Source organism: Lacticaseibacillus sharpeae JCM 1186 = DSM 20505 (assembly GCF_001436225.1).
GTDB classification, from domain to species: Bacteria; Bacillota; Bacilli; order Lactobacillales; family Lactobacillaceae; genus Lacticaseibacillus; species Lacticaseibacillus sharpeae.
Genome location: NZ_AYYO01000003.1, coordinates 48,699 through 65,873, shown reverse-complemented (window position 1 = coordinate 65,873; position 17,175 = coordinate 48,699). Strand labels below are relative to the sequence as shown.

Here is a 17,175-nt window from a genome sequence, read left to right as displayed (position 1 = left end):
GAACAAGACGCAAAAACGCGGTGCTAACTGGCAAATGACTGCCAATTAGCACCGCGCATTATCGTTTAGTGTCTGAACATCTTAAATTCCAAGAACATATCATTATACTTACCAACCACGGTCGGCGCCAAATCCTTATACACTTCGAGGCGCTTCATGGTCGCTTCGTCCGGATAGAAGGCCTTGTCCTCCCGCACGGACTTGTCCAGCAGCGCGCGCGCCTTGTTGTTTGGCGTCGCGTACCCCACGTAGTCCGTGTTTTGAGCGGTATTCTTCGGGTCCGACATGAAGTTCAAAAAGGCATAAACGGCCTTCATGTGCTTGGCAGTCTTCGGAATGACAAAGTTGTCGAACCAAAGATTACTCCCCTCAGTCGGCACCACGTAATGCAGGTGACTGTTCTCGTACAGCATTTCGCTGGCTTCACCAGACCAGTCAACCGCCAGTGGTGCCTCGTTGTTTTCCATGTACATCTTGATTTCGTCGGCCACCACGGCCTTAACGTTCGGCGACAATGTGTCGAGCTTGGCTTTGGCTGCCGCCAACGTTGGCGTGTCCGTAGTGTTCATTGACTTGCCCATCGACACGAGGCTCATCCCCATGATGTCGCGCGCGGAGTCAATGAGCATGATTTGCCCCTTGTACTTGGTCGACCACAAGTCGTTCCAGTGCTTGATGGTGCCTGGCTTGATGAATTTATCATTATAGATAATCCCGAGCGTACCCCAGAAGTACGGAATCGAGTACTTGTTGCCCGGGTCGAAGCTCTGGTTCATGAAGTCAGAGCCGAAATTGTTCATCCCGGACAGCTTGCTCTTATCCAGCGGAATCAGCAGCTTGTCGTGCGCCATCTTCTCCACCATGTATTCAGACGGCACAGTGAGGTCATAATGCGTTCCCCCCTGCTTAATCTTCGTGTACATGGCTTCGTTACTATCGAAAGTTTCCTGGTTAACGTGGTAACCAGTTTCCTTTTCGAACTTTTTAATCAGCGCGGGGTCAATGTAATCGCCCCAGTTCGCAAAGTTGAGGACGTTATCCCCGGTCGCCCCCTGGCTCTTGGCCAGGTGGGCACTGGTTGCCGCTAACCCAAAGCAGGCAATGATGATCACGAGGATCCCTGTCAGTAACTTCTTCAATTTAACGACCCCCCTTTTTCTGCCGCCGACTGGACTGCGCCTGCTGGACGAAGTAGTACCCAACTACTAAGACCAAAGCAAACAGGAACATAACTCCAGACAACGCGTTAATCTCCAAACTAATCCCTTGCCGAGCGCGGGCGTAAATTTCAACCGCCAGCGTCTGGAACCCGTTACCCGTCACGAAGAAGGTAACGGCAAAATCATCGAGCGAATACGTGAACGCCATGAAGAACCCGGACAGAATCCCCGGGGTGATGAACGGCAAGATGACGTCGCGCAGTACCTGGAAGTTCGTCGCCCCCAAATCCTCGGCAGCATCCAGCATCGTGCCCGGTAGTTCCTTGAGCTTCGGCAGCACCATCAGCACCACAATCGGAATCGAAAAGGCGATGTGGGACAGCAGCACCGACATGAAGCCTAGGGGCACGTTCAAAGCGGTGAAGAAGATCAAGAAGCTGGCCCCAATGATAACGTCGGGACTAACCATCAGGATGTTGTTCAGCGACAACACTGTGTTGCGCACAACCGCCTTGCTCGTCCGGTTAATGGCCATCGCGCCAAACGTGCCGATGATTGTCGCAACCAGGCCAGCGAGCAGCGCCACGAGCAGCGTGTCCAGCACAATCTGAATCATCCGTGGATCGTTAAACAGTTCGGCATAGTGCCGCAGCGTGAAGCCCTTGAAGTGACTCATGCGCTCGCCATCACTGAAGGAAAAACCAATCAGGTAGCCAATCGGCAGGTAGAGCACGATGAATACGAACACGAGGTAGAGGTGGCCCCATTTGAATTTACGCATGGTGTCGCCCTCCCTTCACGCGGTGCTTGGCGCGTTCGCCGGTAAGGAACATGATGATGAACATGGCCACAATCAGGACCACCCCGATTGTCGAACCCATCCCCCAGTTCATGGTGGTGAGGAAGTGCTCTTCAATGGCGGTCCCCAGCGTAATCACGCGGTTCCCCCCAATCAGGCGGGTCAACATGAAGAGGCTCAGGCTGGGGATGAACACGGCCTGCACCCCACTTTTGACCCCACTCATGGTCAGTGGCAAGGTCACCTTCGTAAACGTCTGCCACGGGCTCGCCCCGAGGTCCTTGCTGGCGTTAACCAGGCTTTCGTCCAATTCCTCGATGCCGTTAAAAATCGGCAGAATCATGAACGGAATCTCGATGTAGGCCGCCACGAAGATGAAGGCGGCGTCGGTGAACAGAATCTGGTGCGGCGCAATGCCGAAGAAACCCAGGAAGTTGTTCACCCCGCCATCCTGGCCGAAAATCCCGATGAACGCGTACGCCTTCAGGAGCAGGTTAATCCACGTCGGCAGGATAATCAGCAGGAGCCACAGCTGCTTATGCTTCATGTAGTGCAAGATGTAAGCAGCCGGGTAACTAATCAGCAGCGTGACCGCCGTAATCACGAACGCGTACCAGACCGAGTTAAAGGTCATCGCCAGGTACGTCCCGGACTGGAAGTAAGTCGTGTAGTTGCTGAGAGTGAAGTTGTGGTTAATATCAAAGAAGCTTTGGTAGAAAATCAGCAGCATCGGGGCAATCACGAACAGCCCGAGCCACAGTGCGTAGGGAATGTAGAAAGCAGTATTGACGTTCTTGCGCATGACTATTCCCCCTCGTAACTTTCGAGACGGGCGTCGAAATCCTCCTCGGACTCGCCAAAACGCATAACGTGAATGTCTTCTGGGTCGAAGTACAGGCCCATCAGTTCTACATCCTCAGGTGCCGGGTTGGTGGAATGGATCAACCATTCGTTCTGCCCGTCATCGTACGCGACGATTTCGTAAAAATCGCCGCGGAAAAGCTGCGTGTCAATCCGTACGGCAACGCGCCCCTTATCCACGGGCACCACGTCAAGGTCTTCTGGTCGCAGCACGACTTCAACGTGTTCGTTCGGCCGCATCCCGGCGTCGGCACAGTCGAAGACCTTCCCGTTGAATTCAACCCGGTAGTCTTCCACCATCCGGCCGTCGACGATGTTGCTTTCGCCGATGAAGTCCGCAACGAAGTGGTTAATTGGTTCATCGTAGATATCAACTGGCGTACCACTCTGCTGCACCTTGCCGTCATTCATGACGAAAATTTCGTCGGACAAGGCCAAGGCTTCTTCCTGATCATGCGTGACAAACAGGAAGGTAATGCCGAGCCGCTGTTGCAGATCACGCAGTTCGTACTGCATGTCCTTACGCAACTTGGCGTCCAGTGCGGAGAGTGGTTCATCCAGCAGCAATACTTTTGGCTCCAACACAATCGCGCGCGCAATTGCGACACGCTGCTGCTGGCCACCAGAAAGTTCGCTGATTTCCCGGTTGGCAAGATTCTCCAGCCGGACTTTCTTCAGCGCATCCATAACCCGCGTCTCAATCATTGCCTTGTCGACCTTGCGAATGCGCAGCCCGTAAGCAATGTTTTCAAACACGTTCATGTGCGGGAACAACGAATAATTCTGGAAGACCGTATTGACCTGCCGCAGATTCGCTGGAATATCGTTCACACGTTTACCCGCGATCACTACATCCCCACTGGTAACATTAAGAAAGCCTGCAATTGCCCGCAGAATAGTGGTTTTCCCACTACCTGAGGGCCCCAGTAACGTATAAAACTTCCCTGCCTCCAGGGTAATATCAATGTCATCGAGAACAACGGTATCGTCGTAGCTCTTAAACACGTGGTGCAATTCAACAATCGGTTCGCCCAAAATTTCCGCCTCCCATAGCGCTGTGTGTGCTTGCAGGTATCGCCACGCTCCCCTGCAGCGGCAGGCACAGTGGCCCACCAATTTGAACGTCCGTGGGCCGGACTGCTCAAAAATGGACCCCTGGTTCCCCAAAGGTCCGGTTGTTATTATACGCAAAAAATGCTATAGGTACCAGTCTTCACGGATGGTACCCGCGATTCTGCTGCAAATGTAAACTAGTTGCAACAGAAACGACCACTGGCGGCAACAAAAAAACTTCCACGCTGAGCGCAGAAGTTTTTGTTTACTTACATTCCCTGAATCAGCATCATGATGACTGGCACCACGACGGCGAACAGGATGGTGGATGTGGTTACCACGTTGGTTGCGTACTTCACATCCCCGTGGGCCTGATCCGCCAGAATTGGCAGCACGGCCAGACCAGGAGCGGAAGCCTGGACAATCAGCGTCTGAGCTTCAAGACTTGGCAGGGCGTTCCCCATGTGGGCGCCAAGGACGATGAGGCCAGCAATGAGCGCTGGCGCCAGCACGAAGCGGCCAAGCAGGGCCACGATGGTGTCGCGGTCGAACTTGATGCTCCCTAGGCCGGCCTTGGCCAGCACAATCCCGATGTAAATCAGGGACAGTGGCGTTACCAGGCTACCGACGTAATCGAGGGTGTTCACGGCGAAGCTCAAGGCTGGGACGTTCACGAATGGAATCCGCAGCAGCAGGAAGACCAGGGCAACCAGGAATCCGAGCAGTGGTGGTGGCAAGAGCTTCTTCCAGTTGAAGGCTGCACCCTTTTCGCCCTTTTGCTTCGTTGGGTCATCATTTGCGATGAGGAAGGCACCAAGTGTCCACGTTGACACGGTGTTCACAACATAGTAAACGAGGAAGTACGCTAGGGACTTATCCCCAAACAACGCCAGGTTCAGGGGCAAACCGATGAAGATGGTGTTGGCGTTCACGAACATGTTGATAAAGGTCCCGCGGCGGCCAGGGCGCACCTTCAGTACCTTAACCAGGATGAACGCGATGATGTAACCAAGAATCACGCCACCGAAGCCATAAACCAGGCCGCTGGATAAACTAATCAGTTTGTCGAGCGTCAGGCGTTCAAGGACCGAGATGAAGATGGACGCAGGCAGTGCCACCTTCATCAGTAATGTGGACACGGTGCCGCCGAATTTATCGTCGAACCAGCCCTTCTTTTGCAGAATGTAACCCAGCGCGATGATGAGCACGATGGTCAAGATGCTCTGGATTGATGTTGTTAAAGCAGTCATATTTTTCCTCCACAACTAGCCTAATGGCATTAGAGTTCGGCGTCGATGTTCAGGGCCTTGTATTCAGGTACCCACTTCATGTCAGCCACGGCCTTCTGCACGTCGGCAATTGGCTCTGCGTTCAGCTTTTCGGCAACCGCTGCGGCAGCAACCGCGTTGGCCACGGTCTGGCTGAAGACATCCAGCTTCTTGACTGGTGGCAATACGGCAGCACCTGGCTGGTCAGGGTCAACAATCCCGCCCAGCGAGTGGGCAGCAGCAGAAATCATGCCGTCCGTGAGTAAGGTGGCCGTTGCGGCGATGGTCCCGAGGCCAAGACCTGGGTAAACCAGCGCGTTGTTGGCCTGCCCGATTTCGTAGGTAACACCCTTGTATTCGACTGGTGCGGCCGGAATCCCGGTAGCAACCAGTGCGCGACCATCAGTCCAAGCAATCAGGTCTTCCGCCTTTGCTTCCGCCAGCTTGGTGGGGTTACTCAGTGGGAAAATGATTGGGCGTTCGGTGTGGGCCGCCATTTCCTTCACGATATCTTCGGTGAACGTACCGGGAACGGTGGAAGTACCGACCAAGATTGTTGGGTGCACAGCCTTAACCGCTGCAGCCAAGCTGGTCAATTCGTCGGCGTTAGCGAATTCGCTCCGGGAACGGGCGAATGGCCGCTGCTGTGGGGTCAATGTGTCGTCATCATCAAAGAGCAGCCCCTGCTTATCAACCATGTAGAAGTGCTTCTTGGCTTCTTCAGCACTGAGGCCCGCCTGGATGAATTCATCGTAAATCCGCTTGGTAATCCCAGCCCCGGCAGTCCCGGCACCAAAGCTCATGTAGATTTGGTCGGTCATCTTCTGCTTGGAAATGTTGAGGGCACCCATGATGCCGGCAAGGGTAATAATCCCGGTGCCCTGAATGTCATCGTTGAAGGTGGTCATCTTGTCCTGGTATTTGTTCAGGATGTTATCCGCGTTGCTACGGCCGAAGTCTTCAAAGTGCAGGTAGAGCTTCGGGAACAGGTCGCGCGCAGCCGCCACAAACTTGTCGACGAAATTGTAGTATTCGTCGCCGTAGACCCGCTGCTTACGGTTACCAAGGTACAGGTCATCGTTCAGGAGTGCTTCGTTGTTGGTCCCGGCATCCAGGACAACTGGCAGCACGTTGGCTGGGTCAATCCCGGCAGCGGCCGTGTAGACCATCAGCTTACCCACGGCGATGTCGACCCCCTGGGTACCCCAGTCGCCAATCCCGAGAATCCCCTCGGAGTCGGTGACCACGATCAGACGAATGTCGCGACCGTTGGCACCGTGACGCAGGGCACTAGCGATGTTGTCCTGGTCGTCGATGGAGAGGTACACAGCGTTTTGAGGTTCAATGAACAGTGCACTGTAGTTTTCAATCGTGTCGGCAATGGTTGGGTCGTACACAATCGGCATGAATTCAGCGATGTGTTCGGAGAAGAGCTTGTAGAACAGCACGTGGTTGTGGTTGAAGATATCCATGAGGAAAATCCGCTTTTCCAAGTCACTTGGCTTGCTCTGCAGCTGGGCGTAGGCCTGTGCTACCTGCTGGTCCAGGGTCTGGACCGCTGGGGGCAAGATGCCGGCCAAGCCGTACTGCTGGCGTTCAGCCTGCGTGAAGGCAGTGCCCTTGTTCAGGAATGGGTCGTTTAAAATTTGTTCTGGTGTATAACGCATATTTATATCCTCCGTATTCGTGAATCGTTGCGGTAATCACCGCGTTGCTTACGATATCTACAATACACGGGGCAAAAAAATATAGTCAAACACGGCAGCTGTGATAAAATATATTTATAAGCAAGCTGGAAACGGCGGAAGGACGGCGTTTAGATGAACACCCGCGATTTAGAATATTTCACCCAATTATGTAAATTAAAAAATTTTTCGCTCGTCGCCAATTATTTTCAGGTGAGTCAGCCAACAGTGTCGCTCGCGTTAAAGCGGCTCGAAACAATGTACGGCATTGAACTGATTCACCGCGACAAGAGCCATAACACCATCACCGTGACCGACGCCGGGCGGCAGCTGGAAGCCCACGCGCAGAACATCCTGCGTGAACTCGACCAGACACAAAGCGAAATCACCGCCCTGCAGCAAGAAATTATCACCCTGGGCCTGCCGCCAATTATCGGCAACTACTTCTTCCCCTCCACCGTTGACCGGCTGCTGGAGCACGGCCTCGTCCAGCACCTGCGCACCGTGGAGGCGGGATCTGGGGAACTGCTCGCCCAATTGCGCAACGGCGAACTCGAAATGGCCCTGCTTGGCAGCGTGGGCCCGCTGGACGAACCCGACCTAGACGTCACCCAGCTGGCCCAGCCGGAATTCACCATCATCGCCAGCAAGCAGCGGGAATTGGGGCACGGGGGCCAAGTTGCCTTTAGCGAACTGGCCCACGAGTCATTCGTCTCCCTGACCGTCGGCTTCATGCACTCCGAGGCATTTCGGCGCCTGACTGCGGCGAACCACGTGCATCCCCGGATTGTGTTCCGCACCAGCGACGTCGGCCTAATCAAGAAGATGGTGCACCAGAACGTCGGCATTGCGCTATTAGTCGACCTGGCCGTCACCCCGGACGATGACTTGCAAACCTTGCACCTCAGTGATCCCGACCAGCCGCAATTTTGCATCTCCATCGTCCACCGCAAACACCAGGTGCTCTCGCCGATGCAGCGGAACTTGAAAAAACTGCTGGCTTACAACCCCACCTAACGTAAAGAAACAGCGCCGGCCCAACATTCTGGGCCGGCGCTGTTTCTTTGTCTGTATCAGTTATGCGGGCTGTTTTTCCCACGTGAATTCACGCTTAGCGAGGCGAATCACACCGTCGCACTGCTTGGCCACATCGGGTTCGTGGGTGACAATAATCACGCACTTGCCCTGCTCGTGGGCAATCTTCTGGAATAAGGCGATGACTTCATTGGTATTCGTCTCATCCAGGTTCCCGGTTGGTTCGTCGGCGACTACCAGTGGCGCGTCACAAACCATGGTGCGGGCGATGGCCACACGTTGCTGCTGGCCCCCGGAGAGCTTCTGGACGTTCTTTTTCATCTGGTCATCGGTCAACCCGAGCTTGCGCAACATATCCTGGGCGTAGGTCTTGTCGCCCTTGTGCTTCGACTCCGTGATGGCCATAGCCGTCATCAAGTTCTCCGTTGCGGACATGTAGGTGAACAGGTTGTACGCCTGGAAGACAATCGCCACGTCATGCCGACGATACGTCGTGAGGCCAATCTTGTTCAAGTCCTTGCCCTTCAGCTCGATTGATCCGGACTTGGGTTTATCCAGCCCGGCCAGGAGCGAGACCAGGGTCGTTTTCCCGGAACCCGACTGGCCTACGATGGCATACGAGTGGCCGGCGTTAAAAGTGAGGTCAACATCCTTGAAGAGGTAATCCTCCTCGTGGGTGTACCAGTAACCTAATTTATTGGTATTTAGCATTGCTTGCCGCTCCTTTCTTTAACCAATCAGGACTTTCTTCGGCTGGAGTCGCAGGATACCACCCGCCCCGGCCAGGATGGCAATCAAAATGATTACTAATCCCAGAGCGAAGAGAATCCCCATATCCGCGGCAGTCACCTTCGTCGTCAGCTTCGCCTGCTTCTGCTGCTGGGCCGCAAACTGACTGGCACGACCGCCCATCTGGCCACTTGGCGCGGAACCACTCTTGCTGGCACCAGGGCCACCCTGACCACCAGGCATGTTGCCGCCCATGGAGCTCGAGCTGGTTGTGGTCGTCTGCGTGGAGGTAATGAGCTGCTGCCCGAGTTTATCGCCGACGAACTTGCCGCCGATGCCGGCCACGCCCACCCCAATCAGGAGAATGACCAATAATTCGGTGAAGAACTGGGCGATAATCTTGCCGCGTTTTTCACCCAGTGACAGCAGAACCCCGATTTCAAACCGGCGCTCGCGAATCATCAGGATGACAATCAGCGCGAGGATAATCGTCCCAGCAATCGCGACAAGCCAGACAATCTTGTTGGCAAAACTCGTCACGGTCGACATGGATGCCTTCACGGTCTGGTACGTTGCGTCGTCCGCCGTCAAACTGAACTTACTGGTGATTAACTGCTTGGCCGCCTTCTTCACGCTCGCCACCTTGGCGGGCTTGGAAACGGTGAAGACAACGGAATCAGCAGTGTTCTTGTACTTGCTGCCCTTCAGCGTGTTAGCGAAGGTGTATGAAGTGAACACGGTGTTACTTGGATCAGACTGACCAGGCCCCATCTGCGTGGAACTGCTACTCTTCGCCTTGTAAATCCCGACAACCTTGAGCGAGTACGTCTTCTTGGTGCCGGTGGTTGACTTCAGCTTAATGGTGTCGCCGACCTTAATGGAGTTCTGAGTGGCCAGTTCCGACTCAATCACGATGTTATTCGTGCCGACATCCTTGCTGGTCAGACCGCGGCCAGACTTAATGGAATAGGTCCCATTACTGAAGTTGGTGCTGCTGGCGGTGCTGGTCACCCCACTAACCGTGATGTCCCCACTGCTGGTGGCCCCAGGCATTTTGCCGCCGAACCCGCTCGAATCGCTGCTGGTTTCGATGGCGTCGAAGCCCTTAGCGTTGGCCGAGGTGGACACGGTCGCCGAGTAACTCTCAACGTTATTCAGCTTGGCAATCTTCTTGGCGGTGCTGAGCTTGACCGGCGACATCGACAGACTAGGCTTGCTGCCCGAAGTCGAGCTCGACCGCATCTTCTTGAACGCCGCTTGCCGGTTGGCACTCAGCGTCAAGGTGGCGCCGACCGAATCCTTCGCGTTCTCGGTGGCGGTGGTTGCCGCCCCGCGAATCAGGATTCCGGCCAGCACGAACAGCATAATCGCGGACGTAACCAGAATCAGTAGTGCCGTCCGCCCCTTTTTGGCAATCAGGTTCAGCCATGCACGTTTGGCAAAATTCATAAAAATTGCTCCCATCAATAATATATTGAGCGCCGCCGTGGCAACGCCCTTATCTCTGGTACCCAATTTACTGGCCAAATTCGTGCAAAATGTGAACAGAATGCGTGCAAATTTGCCTTTAAACGGGAAAATTCAATGGCGTACGCACTAAAAGTAACGTCCACCACTGAATTTTCACTGCTTAATATGCGGTCATCTGCACGCCCGGTTTAAGGTTATTCTGGACCCGCTTGTAACCATCCTGTTTGTAGCCTGTCTGCTGGAAATAATTGCCCACAACCTTCGCGACACTGACCGGATCCGACTGCGGTTCGGCGGTCGGGGTCACCGTGCCCTGATTGATACTCATGCTGGTCATGTCGGTCAGCTTGGTTTTCTTACCCTGTACCCCGTTCAGCGCGTATAACGTCATCGTTCCATTAACTTCATAAGCATAATTAGTGTAATAAGTGGTGCCAGCCAGAGTGTAGTAGTAGGCAATGAACAATTGCCCGCCGTTATGCACAATCTGGTAATAGTAGCTGCCACCACCAGAATTACCCGTAAACTGGGAATACGCGTCCTTGCCGAGGAAGGAATAATAGGTCATGTAGTACATCACGGCTTTGTCCGCGTCTGTAACCTTGGCCAGTACACTAGCAGAAGCTGGCGTGGCGGCGAAGACGTCAGTCGTGCTGGCTTCCTTGTTGCTGGGCACTTGGTTATCGTCGCTAGCACTACCAGAACGTGAAGTAGCCGCAGAACTGGAACCAGCAGCGCTAGAATCCGTACTACTGGTTGTAGCGGCAGTGCTAGTAGCACTAGTGGATTCGCTAGCATCAGTATTCATGGCTCCTGCAAGCGCAGAAAGCCCAGACGGTGTGTCCGGCAGCACCCCCAACTGGCCCGCCATGGCTAGACCAAATAGCGTGACGCCGAGCAATGCCGCATCCGCTAACCGTACCTTCAGGCGCTTGCTGGACACTGCTTCCGGTTCCCAGAAGACAACGCGGGCATTGTCGCCATTGCCCGCAATCTCCAGCTGTACGATTTGCCATTCGCCAACGCCGGCAAAAATACCAGCCAGAATTCCGGTTCCAGCAGCGACCCACAAAAGGTTGGTCCGCAACAAATTCGAACCGCTGAAAAACCACACGAGCAGCGCGGACCCGTCTAGTCCAACCGGAGCGGACACAAATTGCAGAAACAAGACGAACAGCAGCAGGAGCGCCGTGATGACGCCGAAAGTAACGCCGAGAATCCGCCACATTTGCACTTGCTTATGCGTTCGCCGCAAATTCCGCCGAAAAGCGCGCCGGGCACCCCAGATTTGCTGGGGGAACAGCTCCTTGTGCGCCTCAAGTTGAATCTGTTCCACTTGCTGGTCCAGACGCCGCACAACCAAGATGCTAGCAACAAACGCCAACATGATGGCCACGGCCATGATGATGAAAAATGTCTGCACGAATTCTGCCCCCAATACACGCAAAAGTTTGATTACGCAAACTGTACCGTAATCGCAGAAACAATGCTAGGTGCAGATGAGCAATATCGGGTTAATTATCGCCTAAATTTCACCGCCAGAATGCAAAAAATCAGGGCGAAATCCGCCCTGATTCGTAATTATGCATTTGCCTTACTGAATTGCTTTTCCATCAACCTGAGCAGCCGGGTCAGCCCGAACGTGAGGACAAAGTATATCCCAGCAGTAATCATGAGTGGCAGGAACGCCCGGAACGACGCCCCCTGCACCACGGAGGTCTGGAACGTTAATTCGCCGACCCCGATAACCGAGATGACGGAGCCTTCCTTGATGACCGACACGAATTCATTCCCCAGCGCCGGCAGAATCGTCCGCAATGCTTGCGGCAACACCACCAGCTGCATGGTCTGACTACCGCTTAACCCAAGCGACCGCGCGGCTTCTTCTTGACCCTTCGGCACGGAGTTCAGCCCGGACCGAATGATTTCGGCCACGTACGCCCCCGAGTTCAGGAACATGGCGATGGCCCCGGAAACGAACCCGGAGACGGACAGGCCGATGATTTGCGTCCCGAAGAACACGATGAAGACCTGAATGAGTAGCGGCGTGCCCCGAACGAACTCAATATAGATGTTCGCGAGTGCCTTCAGAATCCAGAGCTTGGACCGCTTCATCATTGCGAGCACGGTGCCGAGCACGAAGCCAAGCGCCACCCCGATAACGGCTAATCCAAGCGTGTACTCAGTCCCCTTCAGGAAGTACGGGCCGTATTTGCTCAAGAACGACTTCTTAACCGTCATCTGTTTGATGGCTGCATCCCGCCACGTGCGGATGGGCTTGCCAATCACCTCAGTCTTCAGGATGTGGTTCAGTTTCGCCTGCAGCGCCGTGGACCCTTCTGGCAGCACGACGGCGGATTCGCCGCCCCCACCAGGAATCTTCACGGGCGCGATGGCGAAGCTACCATCCTGCATGATGTAGGACTTCGCCGTGGTCGTTGGCACCACAATCCCGTCCAGTTTGCCCTGACTGAGCTGTGCGGCCTCATCCGTGACCTTCTTCAGGGAGGTGACCGTCGCGCCCTTCAGGTACTTCTTGGCCTGATCTTCCTGAATGGTGGTAATTTGCGCACCGATTTTAGCGTTCTTGAAGCTGCTCAGCGACTTGAACTTGTTCTTGTCGGCCTTCTTCACGAGCACCACGTTCGGGTCGTTGAAGTACGGAATGGTGAAATCAACCATCTTGTCCCGTTCGGGCGTGGGCGTAATCCCGGAAACAACCAGATCCACCTTGCCAGATTCCAACGCCGCGAGCAGCGCATCGTTGTCCATCTGCACGAGCTTCAGCTTCACTCCGAGCCGCTTAGCTAGCAGTTTGTCCATCGTGATGTCAAACCCCACGATTTTGTCCTTCCCGCTGGCCGTGCTGTGAAATTCGTACGGTGCGTAATCGGGCGACACGCCGACGCGAACCACGCCGGCCTTTTCGATTTTCGTGAGTGTCGGGTCGGTCTTGGTTGCGGCCGTTACCTGCTTTGCGTTTAGCCCCGCCGCCAGCGTCACGCTAGTCAGTAAGGCAAAGCCAATTTTCTGCCATAATTTCATTTAGTCTTCCTCAAGCTGCTTCTGCGCCAGCGCAATCTGGGCGCGAACTGAATCAAAGCCAGTACCACCAAAACTGGTGCGTCGGGCAACGGCAACGACCGGATCCAGGTCCTTGTAGACATCCGCTTCAATCAGGTCACTGGCCGCCTGCAACTGGGTTAGCGGCATGTCCTGTAGCGGCGTGTGCGTCTTAATCCCGGTCAAGACCAGTTGACCCACAACGGCGTGGGCCTGGCGGAACGGCAGCCCCTTGGTCGCCAGGTAGTCGGCCAATTCGGTGGCGTTACTGAAGTCGTTCTGCACGGCCGCCGCCATGTTGTCCTGCTTGATGTGTAGCGTGGACATCATCCCCGTCATCACGTGCAAGCTGCCCATGATGGTGGTCGTCGCGTCGAACACGCCCTCTTTGTCTTCCTGCATGTCCTTGTTGTATGCCAGGGGCAAGCCCTTCATCACCGTGAGCAAGCTGGTCAAATCACCATAGACTCGCCCAACCTTGCCGCGAATCAGTTCGGCATAATCAGCGTTCTTCTTCTGCGGCATGATGGATGAGCCGGTCGAATATGCGTCATCCAACTCCACGTACTGGTACTCGAAGCTGGCCCAGATGATTAGTTCCTCAGACAGCCGGGACAGGTGCATCATTAGCAGCGCCGCGTTGCTCAGGTACTCGACTGCGAAGTCACGGTCGGACACTGCATCCAGCGAGTTGGTGTAGACACTGTTGAAATGCAGCAGATCCGCGGTTTGTTGCCGGTCAATCGGGAAGGTTGTCCCGGCCAACGCGGCAGCTCCCAGCGGTGAGATGCTTGCGTGTTGCTGGTTGAACTGGAAGCGTTCCTTGTCCCGCTGCAACATTGAGTAATAGGACATGAAGTAATGCCCCAGTGAAATCGGCTGGGCGTGCTGCAAGTGGGTCGTGCCCGGCAAAATGGTCTCTACGTTAGCCTCTGCCAGCTGCACGAGCACTGCCTGCAACTTGCTGATGGCCGCAGTCACTTCGGGCAGGCGGTGGGTTACCCACAGGTGGAAGTCAGTGGCCACCTGATCATTACGCGAGCGGGCGGTGTGCAGTTTGCCCGCCACCGGCCCAATTTTGGCCGTGAGGATGGCCTCAATGTTCATGTGGATGTCTTCATTGGCCACATCAAATTCCAGTTTGCCCGCGGCCAACTCACTTTGAATTTCAAGCAGCCCGGCCTTAATTTTGTCCGCATCGGCCTGGGGCAAAATCCCCGTGGTCCCCAGCATGGTGACGTGGGCGATGGAACCTTCGATATCTTCGGCGGCCATCACCTGATCAAAGCTAATGGAGGCACCAAACTCTTGCGCAAATTCGGGACTAACGGCGGTAAAGCGCCCACCCCACATTTTTTTCACAGCCATAATCATGTCCTCCTCAGAATTGTTGTCATTATGTAGATGGGTCATTCGCGCCGGGCGAATGACCCATCTTTTTTCCTTAAGCTAAGTGTTTAATGGAAAGTTCCGTTGACCGGTGCAACGGATATGTCAGTGGTTGCCGGCAAAATGCGTCCGTTAGTTTTCAGACAGTTCGGGCTTCTTCGCCGTCTTGCCGTTAACCTGTGAGTAAACCGTGCTTGGCAGGCTCCACAGCTTGATGAAGCCGACCGCTGCCTGCTGGTCGAAGGAATCGGCAGACGTGTAGGTCGCCAGGTTCTCGTCGTACAGGGAGTTCGTGTCGGACTTCCGCGCAACGGCGGTGGCCGTCCCCTTGAACAACTTCATCTTCACCACCCCGTTGACCACCTTCTGCGTGTCGTCAACGAATGCCTGCAGGGAATCCATCAGCGGTGAGTACCAGAGGCCGTTGTAAATGGTGTTGGTAATCTGCTGTTCAATGAGGGGCTTGAAGTGCGCCACGTCGCGTTCGAAGGTCAGGTCTTCCAGGTCCTTGTGCGCGGTCATGATGACTGCAGCACCGGGTGCTTCATAGATTTCACGGGACTTAATCCCCACGAGCCGGTTTTCGATGTGGTCAATCCGGCCAATCCCTTGGGCGCCGGCCATCTTGTTCAGCTTAAGAATCAGCTTGTACAGTGGCAGTTCTTCACCGTCAATGGCAACGGGCAAGCCTGCCTTAAAGGTCAAATCGATGAATTCTGGTGTGTCAGGCGCTTCCTCAACGGGTACGGTCAAAGCGTACGCATCTTCTGGTGCCTGGTTCCATGGGTTTTCCAAAATCCCACATTCGTTGGCCCGACCCCAGAGGTTCTGGTCAATGGAGTATGGGGACTTCTTGCCGATTGGCACCGGTACGTTGTGTTCCTTGGCGTAGTCGATTTCTTCTTCACGGCTCCAGTGGAATTCACGGATTGGCGCTTCAATGGCCATGTCGGGATCCAGCGCGTGGATGGCGGCTTCGAACCGGACCTGGTCGTTCCCCTTCCCCGTTGAACCATGGGCGATGGCGACCGCCCCGTTTTCGTGGGCGATGTCCACCAGCTTCTTAATGATGAGTGGGCGGGACAGTGCGGACACCAGTGGGTATTCACCTTCGTAAAGCGCGTTGGCCTTAATTACTGGGGCCACGTAATTAGCGGCGAATTCTTCTTCGGCGTTAATGGCGTAGCTGGCAATGGCGCCAATGCTGATGGCCTTTTCCTTAATGAAGTCGACGTCCTTGTCCATTTCGCCGACATTCAGGTTCACGGCAATGACTTCATAGCCGCGATCCATGAGCCACGGAATCGCAACGGATGTGTCCAAACCGCCTGAATATGCCAGAACAATCTTCTTTGTCATAATGAATATCCTCCACGTTTATGCATTAATATATGCAATTTGTTTTATGCTTATTAACTCGATGAATGTATCATAGCACCAGCTTTCATAAAAATAAACACCTAATATGCATTTTTTGGCAAATATTTGCGTTTTTATTTTCAAATGTTGCATATTCTTACATTTGATGTATACTGCATTTATGAATAAAAATAAGGAGCGCGACACGCAGTCCGTTCCCCCAACAACTACTTCCTATATAAGGAGACCTAAATCATGAATGAACACTTCCAGGGCAAATCCCTACTCGCAGAAAAAGACTTCACTGGCGCTGAGCTGTACACCTTAATCAAGCTGGCGGAACACCTCAAGTACCTGAAGGAACACAATATTGAACACCACTACTTGGCCGGCAAGAACATCGCCTTGCTCTTCGCCAAGACCTCCACGCGGACCCGGTCATCGTTCACCGTCGCCGCCACTGACCTCGGTGCCCACCCCGAATTCTTGGGCGCCCAGGACATCCAGTTCGGCAAGAAGGAATCCCTCATTGATACGGCCAAGGTGCTCGGCTCAATGTACGATGGCATCGAATACCGCGGTTACGACCAGAAAATCGTTGAGGGGCTCGCACAATACTCCGGGGTACCCGTCTGGAACGGTCTGACCGACGAATGGCACCCCACCCAGATGCTCGCCGACTTCATGACCATCGATGAAGTGTTCGGCCACATCAAGGGGATCACGCTGACCTACCTGGGCGATGCGCGCAACAACGTCGCCAACTCGCTGCTGGTTACCGGGGCAATGCTGGGCGCGAACATTCACCTGGTCGGCCCCAAGACGCTCCAGCCAACCGCTGAAGTCCAAGCCATTGCCGCGAAGTTTGCCGCCCAAACCGGCAGCGAACTGCTCATTACCGATGACCTCGACGCGGGCGTTGCTGGCAGTGACGTTCTGTACACCGACATTTGGGCGTCCATGGGTGAAGAAGATCAGTGGGCAGAACGGATTAAACTGCTGCAGCCATACCAGCTCAACATGGCAGCCGTGCAGAAGACGGGCAAGGATTCAACCATCGTGATGCACGACTTACCCGCCTATCACGACCTTAACACCAAGCTGGCGCAGGACATCCACGCACAGTTCGGCCTAACAGAACTAGAAATCACCGACGAAGTGTTCTCCGCCCCGTTTGCCAAGCAATTCCAGCAGGCCGCAAACCGGATGCACACCATCAAAGCCATCATGGCTGCCAGCCTGGGCCACCTGTTTATCGGGGCCCTAACTGAAGAATAAGTTGATCTTGCAACGCATAACAAAGG

The 17,175-nt window shown here is 54.6% G+C and carries 13 protein-coding genes and 1 pseudogene; 2 read left to right on the top strand and 12 right to left on the bottom strand.

What is annotated here, in order from left to right; all coding sequences use genetic code 11:
• Positions 1-65: 65 nt before the first annotated feature.
• The 6 genes and pseudogenes from FC18_RS00555 to FC18_RS00530 all read right to left on the bottom strand — a co-directional run.
• The gene (locus FC18_RS00555) at positions 66-1,139 is read right to left on the bottom strand and encodes an ABC transporter substrate-binding protein (RefSeq protein WP_054676613.1); all 1,074 of its coding nucleotides are present in this window, start codon (positions 1,137-1,139) and stop codon (positions 66-68) included.
• 1 nt (position 1,140) lies between these two features.
• Entirely contained in the window at positions 1,141-1,941 is an 801-nt protein-coding gene (locus FC18_RS00550) for an ABC transporter permease (protein ID WP_054676616.1), read from the bottom strand.
• A complete protein-coding gene (locus tag FC18_RS00545) occupies positions 1,934-2,761 on the bottom strand; it encodes an ABC transporter permease (protein ID WP_054676618.1) in 828 nt (275 codons plus the stop codon). The genes FC18_RS00550 and FC18_RS00545 overlap by 8 nt, the downstream gene beginning before the upstream one ends.
• Positions 2,762-2,763: 2 nt before the next feature.
• Positions 2,764-3,855: an ABC transporter ATP-binding protein gene (locus FC18_RS00540; RefSeq protein WP_054676621.1), complete on the bottom strand. Its 1,092-nt coding sequence runs from the start codon at positions 3,853-3,855 to the stop codon at positions 2,764-2,766.
• Between the two features lie 287 nt (positions 3,856-4,142).
• Entirely contained in the window at positions 4,143-5,123 is a 981-nt protein-coding gene (locus FC18_RS00535; RefSeq protein ID WP_056975286.1) for an AEC family transporter, read from the bottom strand.
• A 29-nt stretch (positions 5,124-5,152) separates the two neighbouring features.
• Positions 5,153-6,817 (bottom strand): annotated as a pseudogene (locus tag FC18_RS00530) (malolactic enzyme); the annotation flags it as partial.
• 144 nt (positions 6,818-6,961) lie between these two features.
• On the opposite strand from FC18_RS00530, the gene FC18_RS00525 reads away from it, so the two are divergent.
• Positions 6,962-7,843 (top strand): LysR family transcriptional regulator, encoded by an 882-nt coding sequence (locus FC18_RS00525; protein WP_054676626.1) that lies wholly within the window; start codon positions 6,962-6,964, stop codon positions 7,841-7,843.
• 60 nt (positions 7,844-7,903) lie between these two features.
• Here the strand turns inward: FC18_RS00525 and FC18_RS00520 are convergent, their stop codons facing one another.
• From FC18_RS00520 to FC18_RS00495, 6 genes are all read right to left on the bottom strand, one after another.
• A complete protein-coding gene (locus FC18_RS00520) occupies positions 7,904-8,572 on the bottom strand; it encodes an ABC transporter ATP-binding protein (protein ID WP_056975284.1) in 669 nt (222 codons plus the stop codon).
• Between the two features lie 18 nt (positions 8,573-8,590).
• Positions 8,591-10,039, bottom strand: a complete 1,449-nt coding sequence (locus FC18_RS00515) for an ABC transporter permease (RefSeq protein WP_056975283.1) — start codon at positions 10,037-10,039, stop codon at positions 8,591-8,593.
• A 181-nt stretch (positions 10,040-10,220) separates the two neighbouring features.
• Positions 10,221-11,483 carry a hypothetical protein gene (locus FC18_RS00510; protein WP_056975282.1) on the bottom strand — a complete coding sequence of 421 codons (1,263 nt, stop codon included), beginning with the start codon at positions 11,481-11,483 and terminating at the stop codon, positions 10,221-10,223.
• A gap of 158 nt (positions 11,484-11,641) precedes the next feature.
• On the bottom strand, positions 11,642-13,105 hold the full coding sequence (locus tag FC18_RS00505) for an ABC transporter substrate-binding protein/permease (protein WP_054676635.1): 1,464 nt from the start codon (positions 13,103-13,105) through the stop codon (positions 11,642-11,644).
• Complete coding sequence (argH, locus tag FC18_RS00500; RefSeq protein WP_054676638.1) at positions 13,106-14,491, bottom strand: argininosuccinate lyase; 1,386 nt, start codon at positions 14,489-14,491, stop codon at positions 13,106-13,108. It lies immediately after the preceding gene.
• Positions 14,492-14,644: 153 nt separating this feature from the next.
• Positions 14,645-15,871: an argininosuccinate synthase gene (locus tag FC18_RS00495; RefSeq protein WP_056975281.1), complete on the bottom strand. Its 1,227-nt coding sequence runs from the start codon at positions 15,869-15,871 to the stop codon at positions 14,645-14,647.
• A gap of 255 nt (positions 15,872-16,126) precedes the next feature.
• Between FC18_RS00495 and argF the strand changes: the two genes are divergently transcribed.
• Positions 16,127-17,149 carry an ornithine carbamoyltransferase gene (gene argF / locus FC18_RS00490; RefSeq protein WP_054676641.1) on the top strand — a complete coding sequence of 341 codons (1,023 nt, stop codon included), beginning with the start codon at positions 16,127-16,129 and terminating at the stop codon, positions 17,147-17,149.
• Positions 17,150-17,175: the final 26 nt, after the last annotated feature.

Bases quoted from the DNA above. Each gene is read 5' to 3' on its own strand.
- FC18_RS00515 (WP_056975283.1), bottom strand. From the start codon at position 10,039: ATGAATTTTGCCAAACGTGCATGGCTGAACCTGATTGCCAAAAAGGGG.
- FC18_RS00505 (WP_054676635.1), bottom strand. From the start codon at position 13,105: ATGAAATTATGGCAGAAAATTGGCTTTGCCTTACTGACTAGCGTGACG.
- FC18_RS00495 (WP_056975281.1), bottom strand. From the start codon at position 15,871: ATGACAAAGAAGATTGTTCTGGCATATTCAGGCGGTTTGGACACATCC.
- FC18_RS00545 (WP_054676618.1), bottom strand. From the start codon at position 2,761: ATGCGCAAGAACGTCAATACTGCTTTCTACATTCCCTACGCACTGTGG.
- FC18_RS00525 (WP_054676626.1), top strand. From the start codon at position 6,962: ATGAACACCCGCGATTTAGAATATTTCACCCAATTATGTAAATTAAAA.
- argH (WP_054676638.1), bottom strand. From the start codon at position 14,491: ATGGCTGTGAAAAAAATGTGGGGTGGGCGCTTTACCGCCGTTAGTCCC.
- argF (WP_054676641.1), top strand. From the start codon at position 16,127: ATGAATGAACACTTCCAGGGCAAATCCCTACTCGCAGAAAAAGACTTC.
- FC18_RS00550 (WP_054676616.1), bottom strand. From the start codon at position 1,941: ATGCGTAAATTCAAATGGGGCCACCTCTACCTCGTGTTCGTATTCATC.
- FC18_RS00520 (WP_056975284.1), bottom strand. From the start codon at position 8,572: ATGCTAAATACCAATAAATTAGGTTACTGGTACACCCACGAGGAGGAT.
- FC18_RS00535 (WP_056975286.1), bottom strand. From the start codon at position 5,123: ATGACTGCTTTAACAACATCAATCCAGAGCATCTTGACCATCGTGCTC.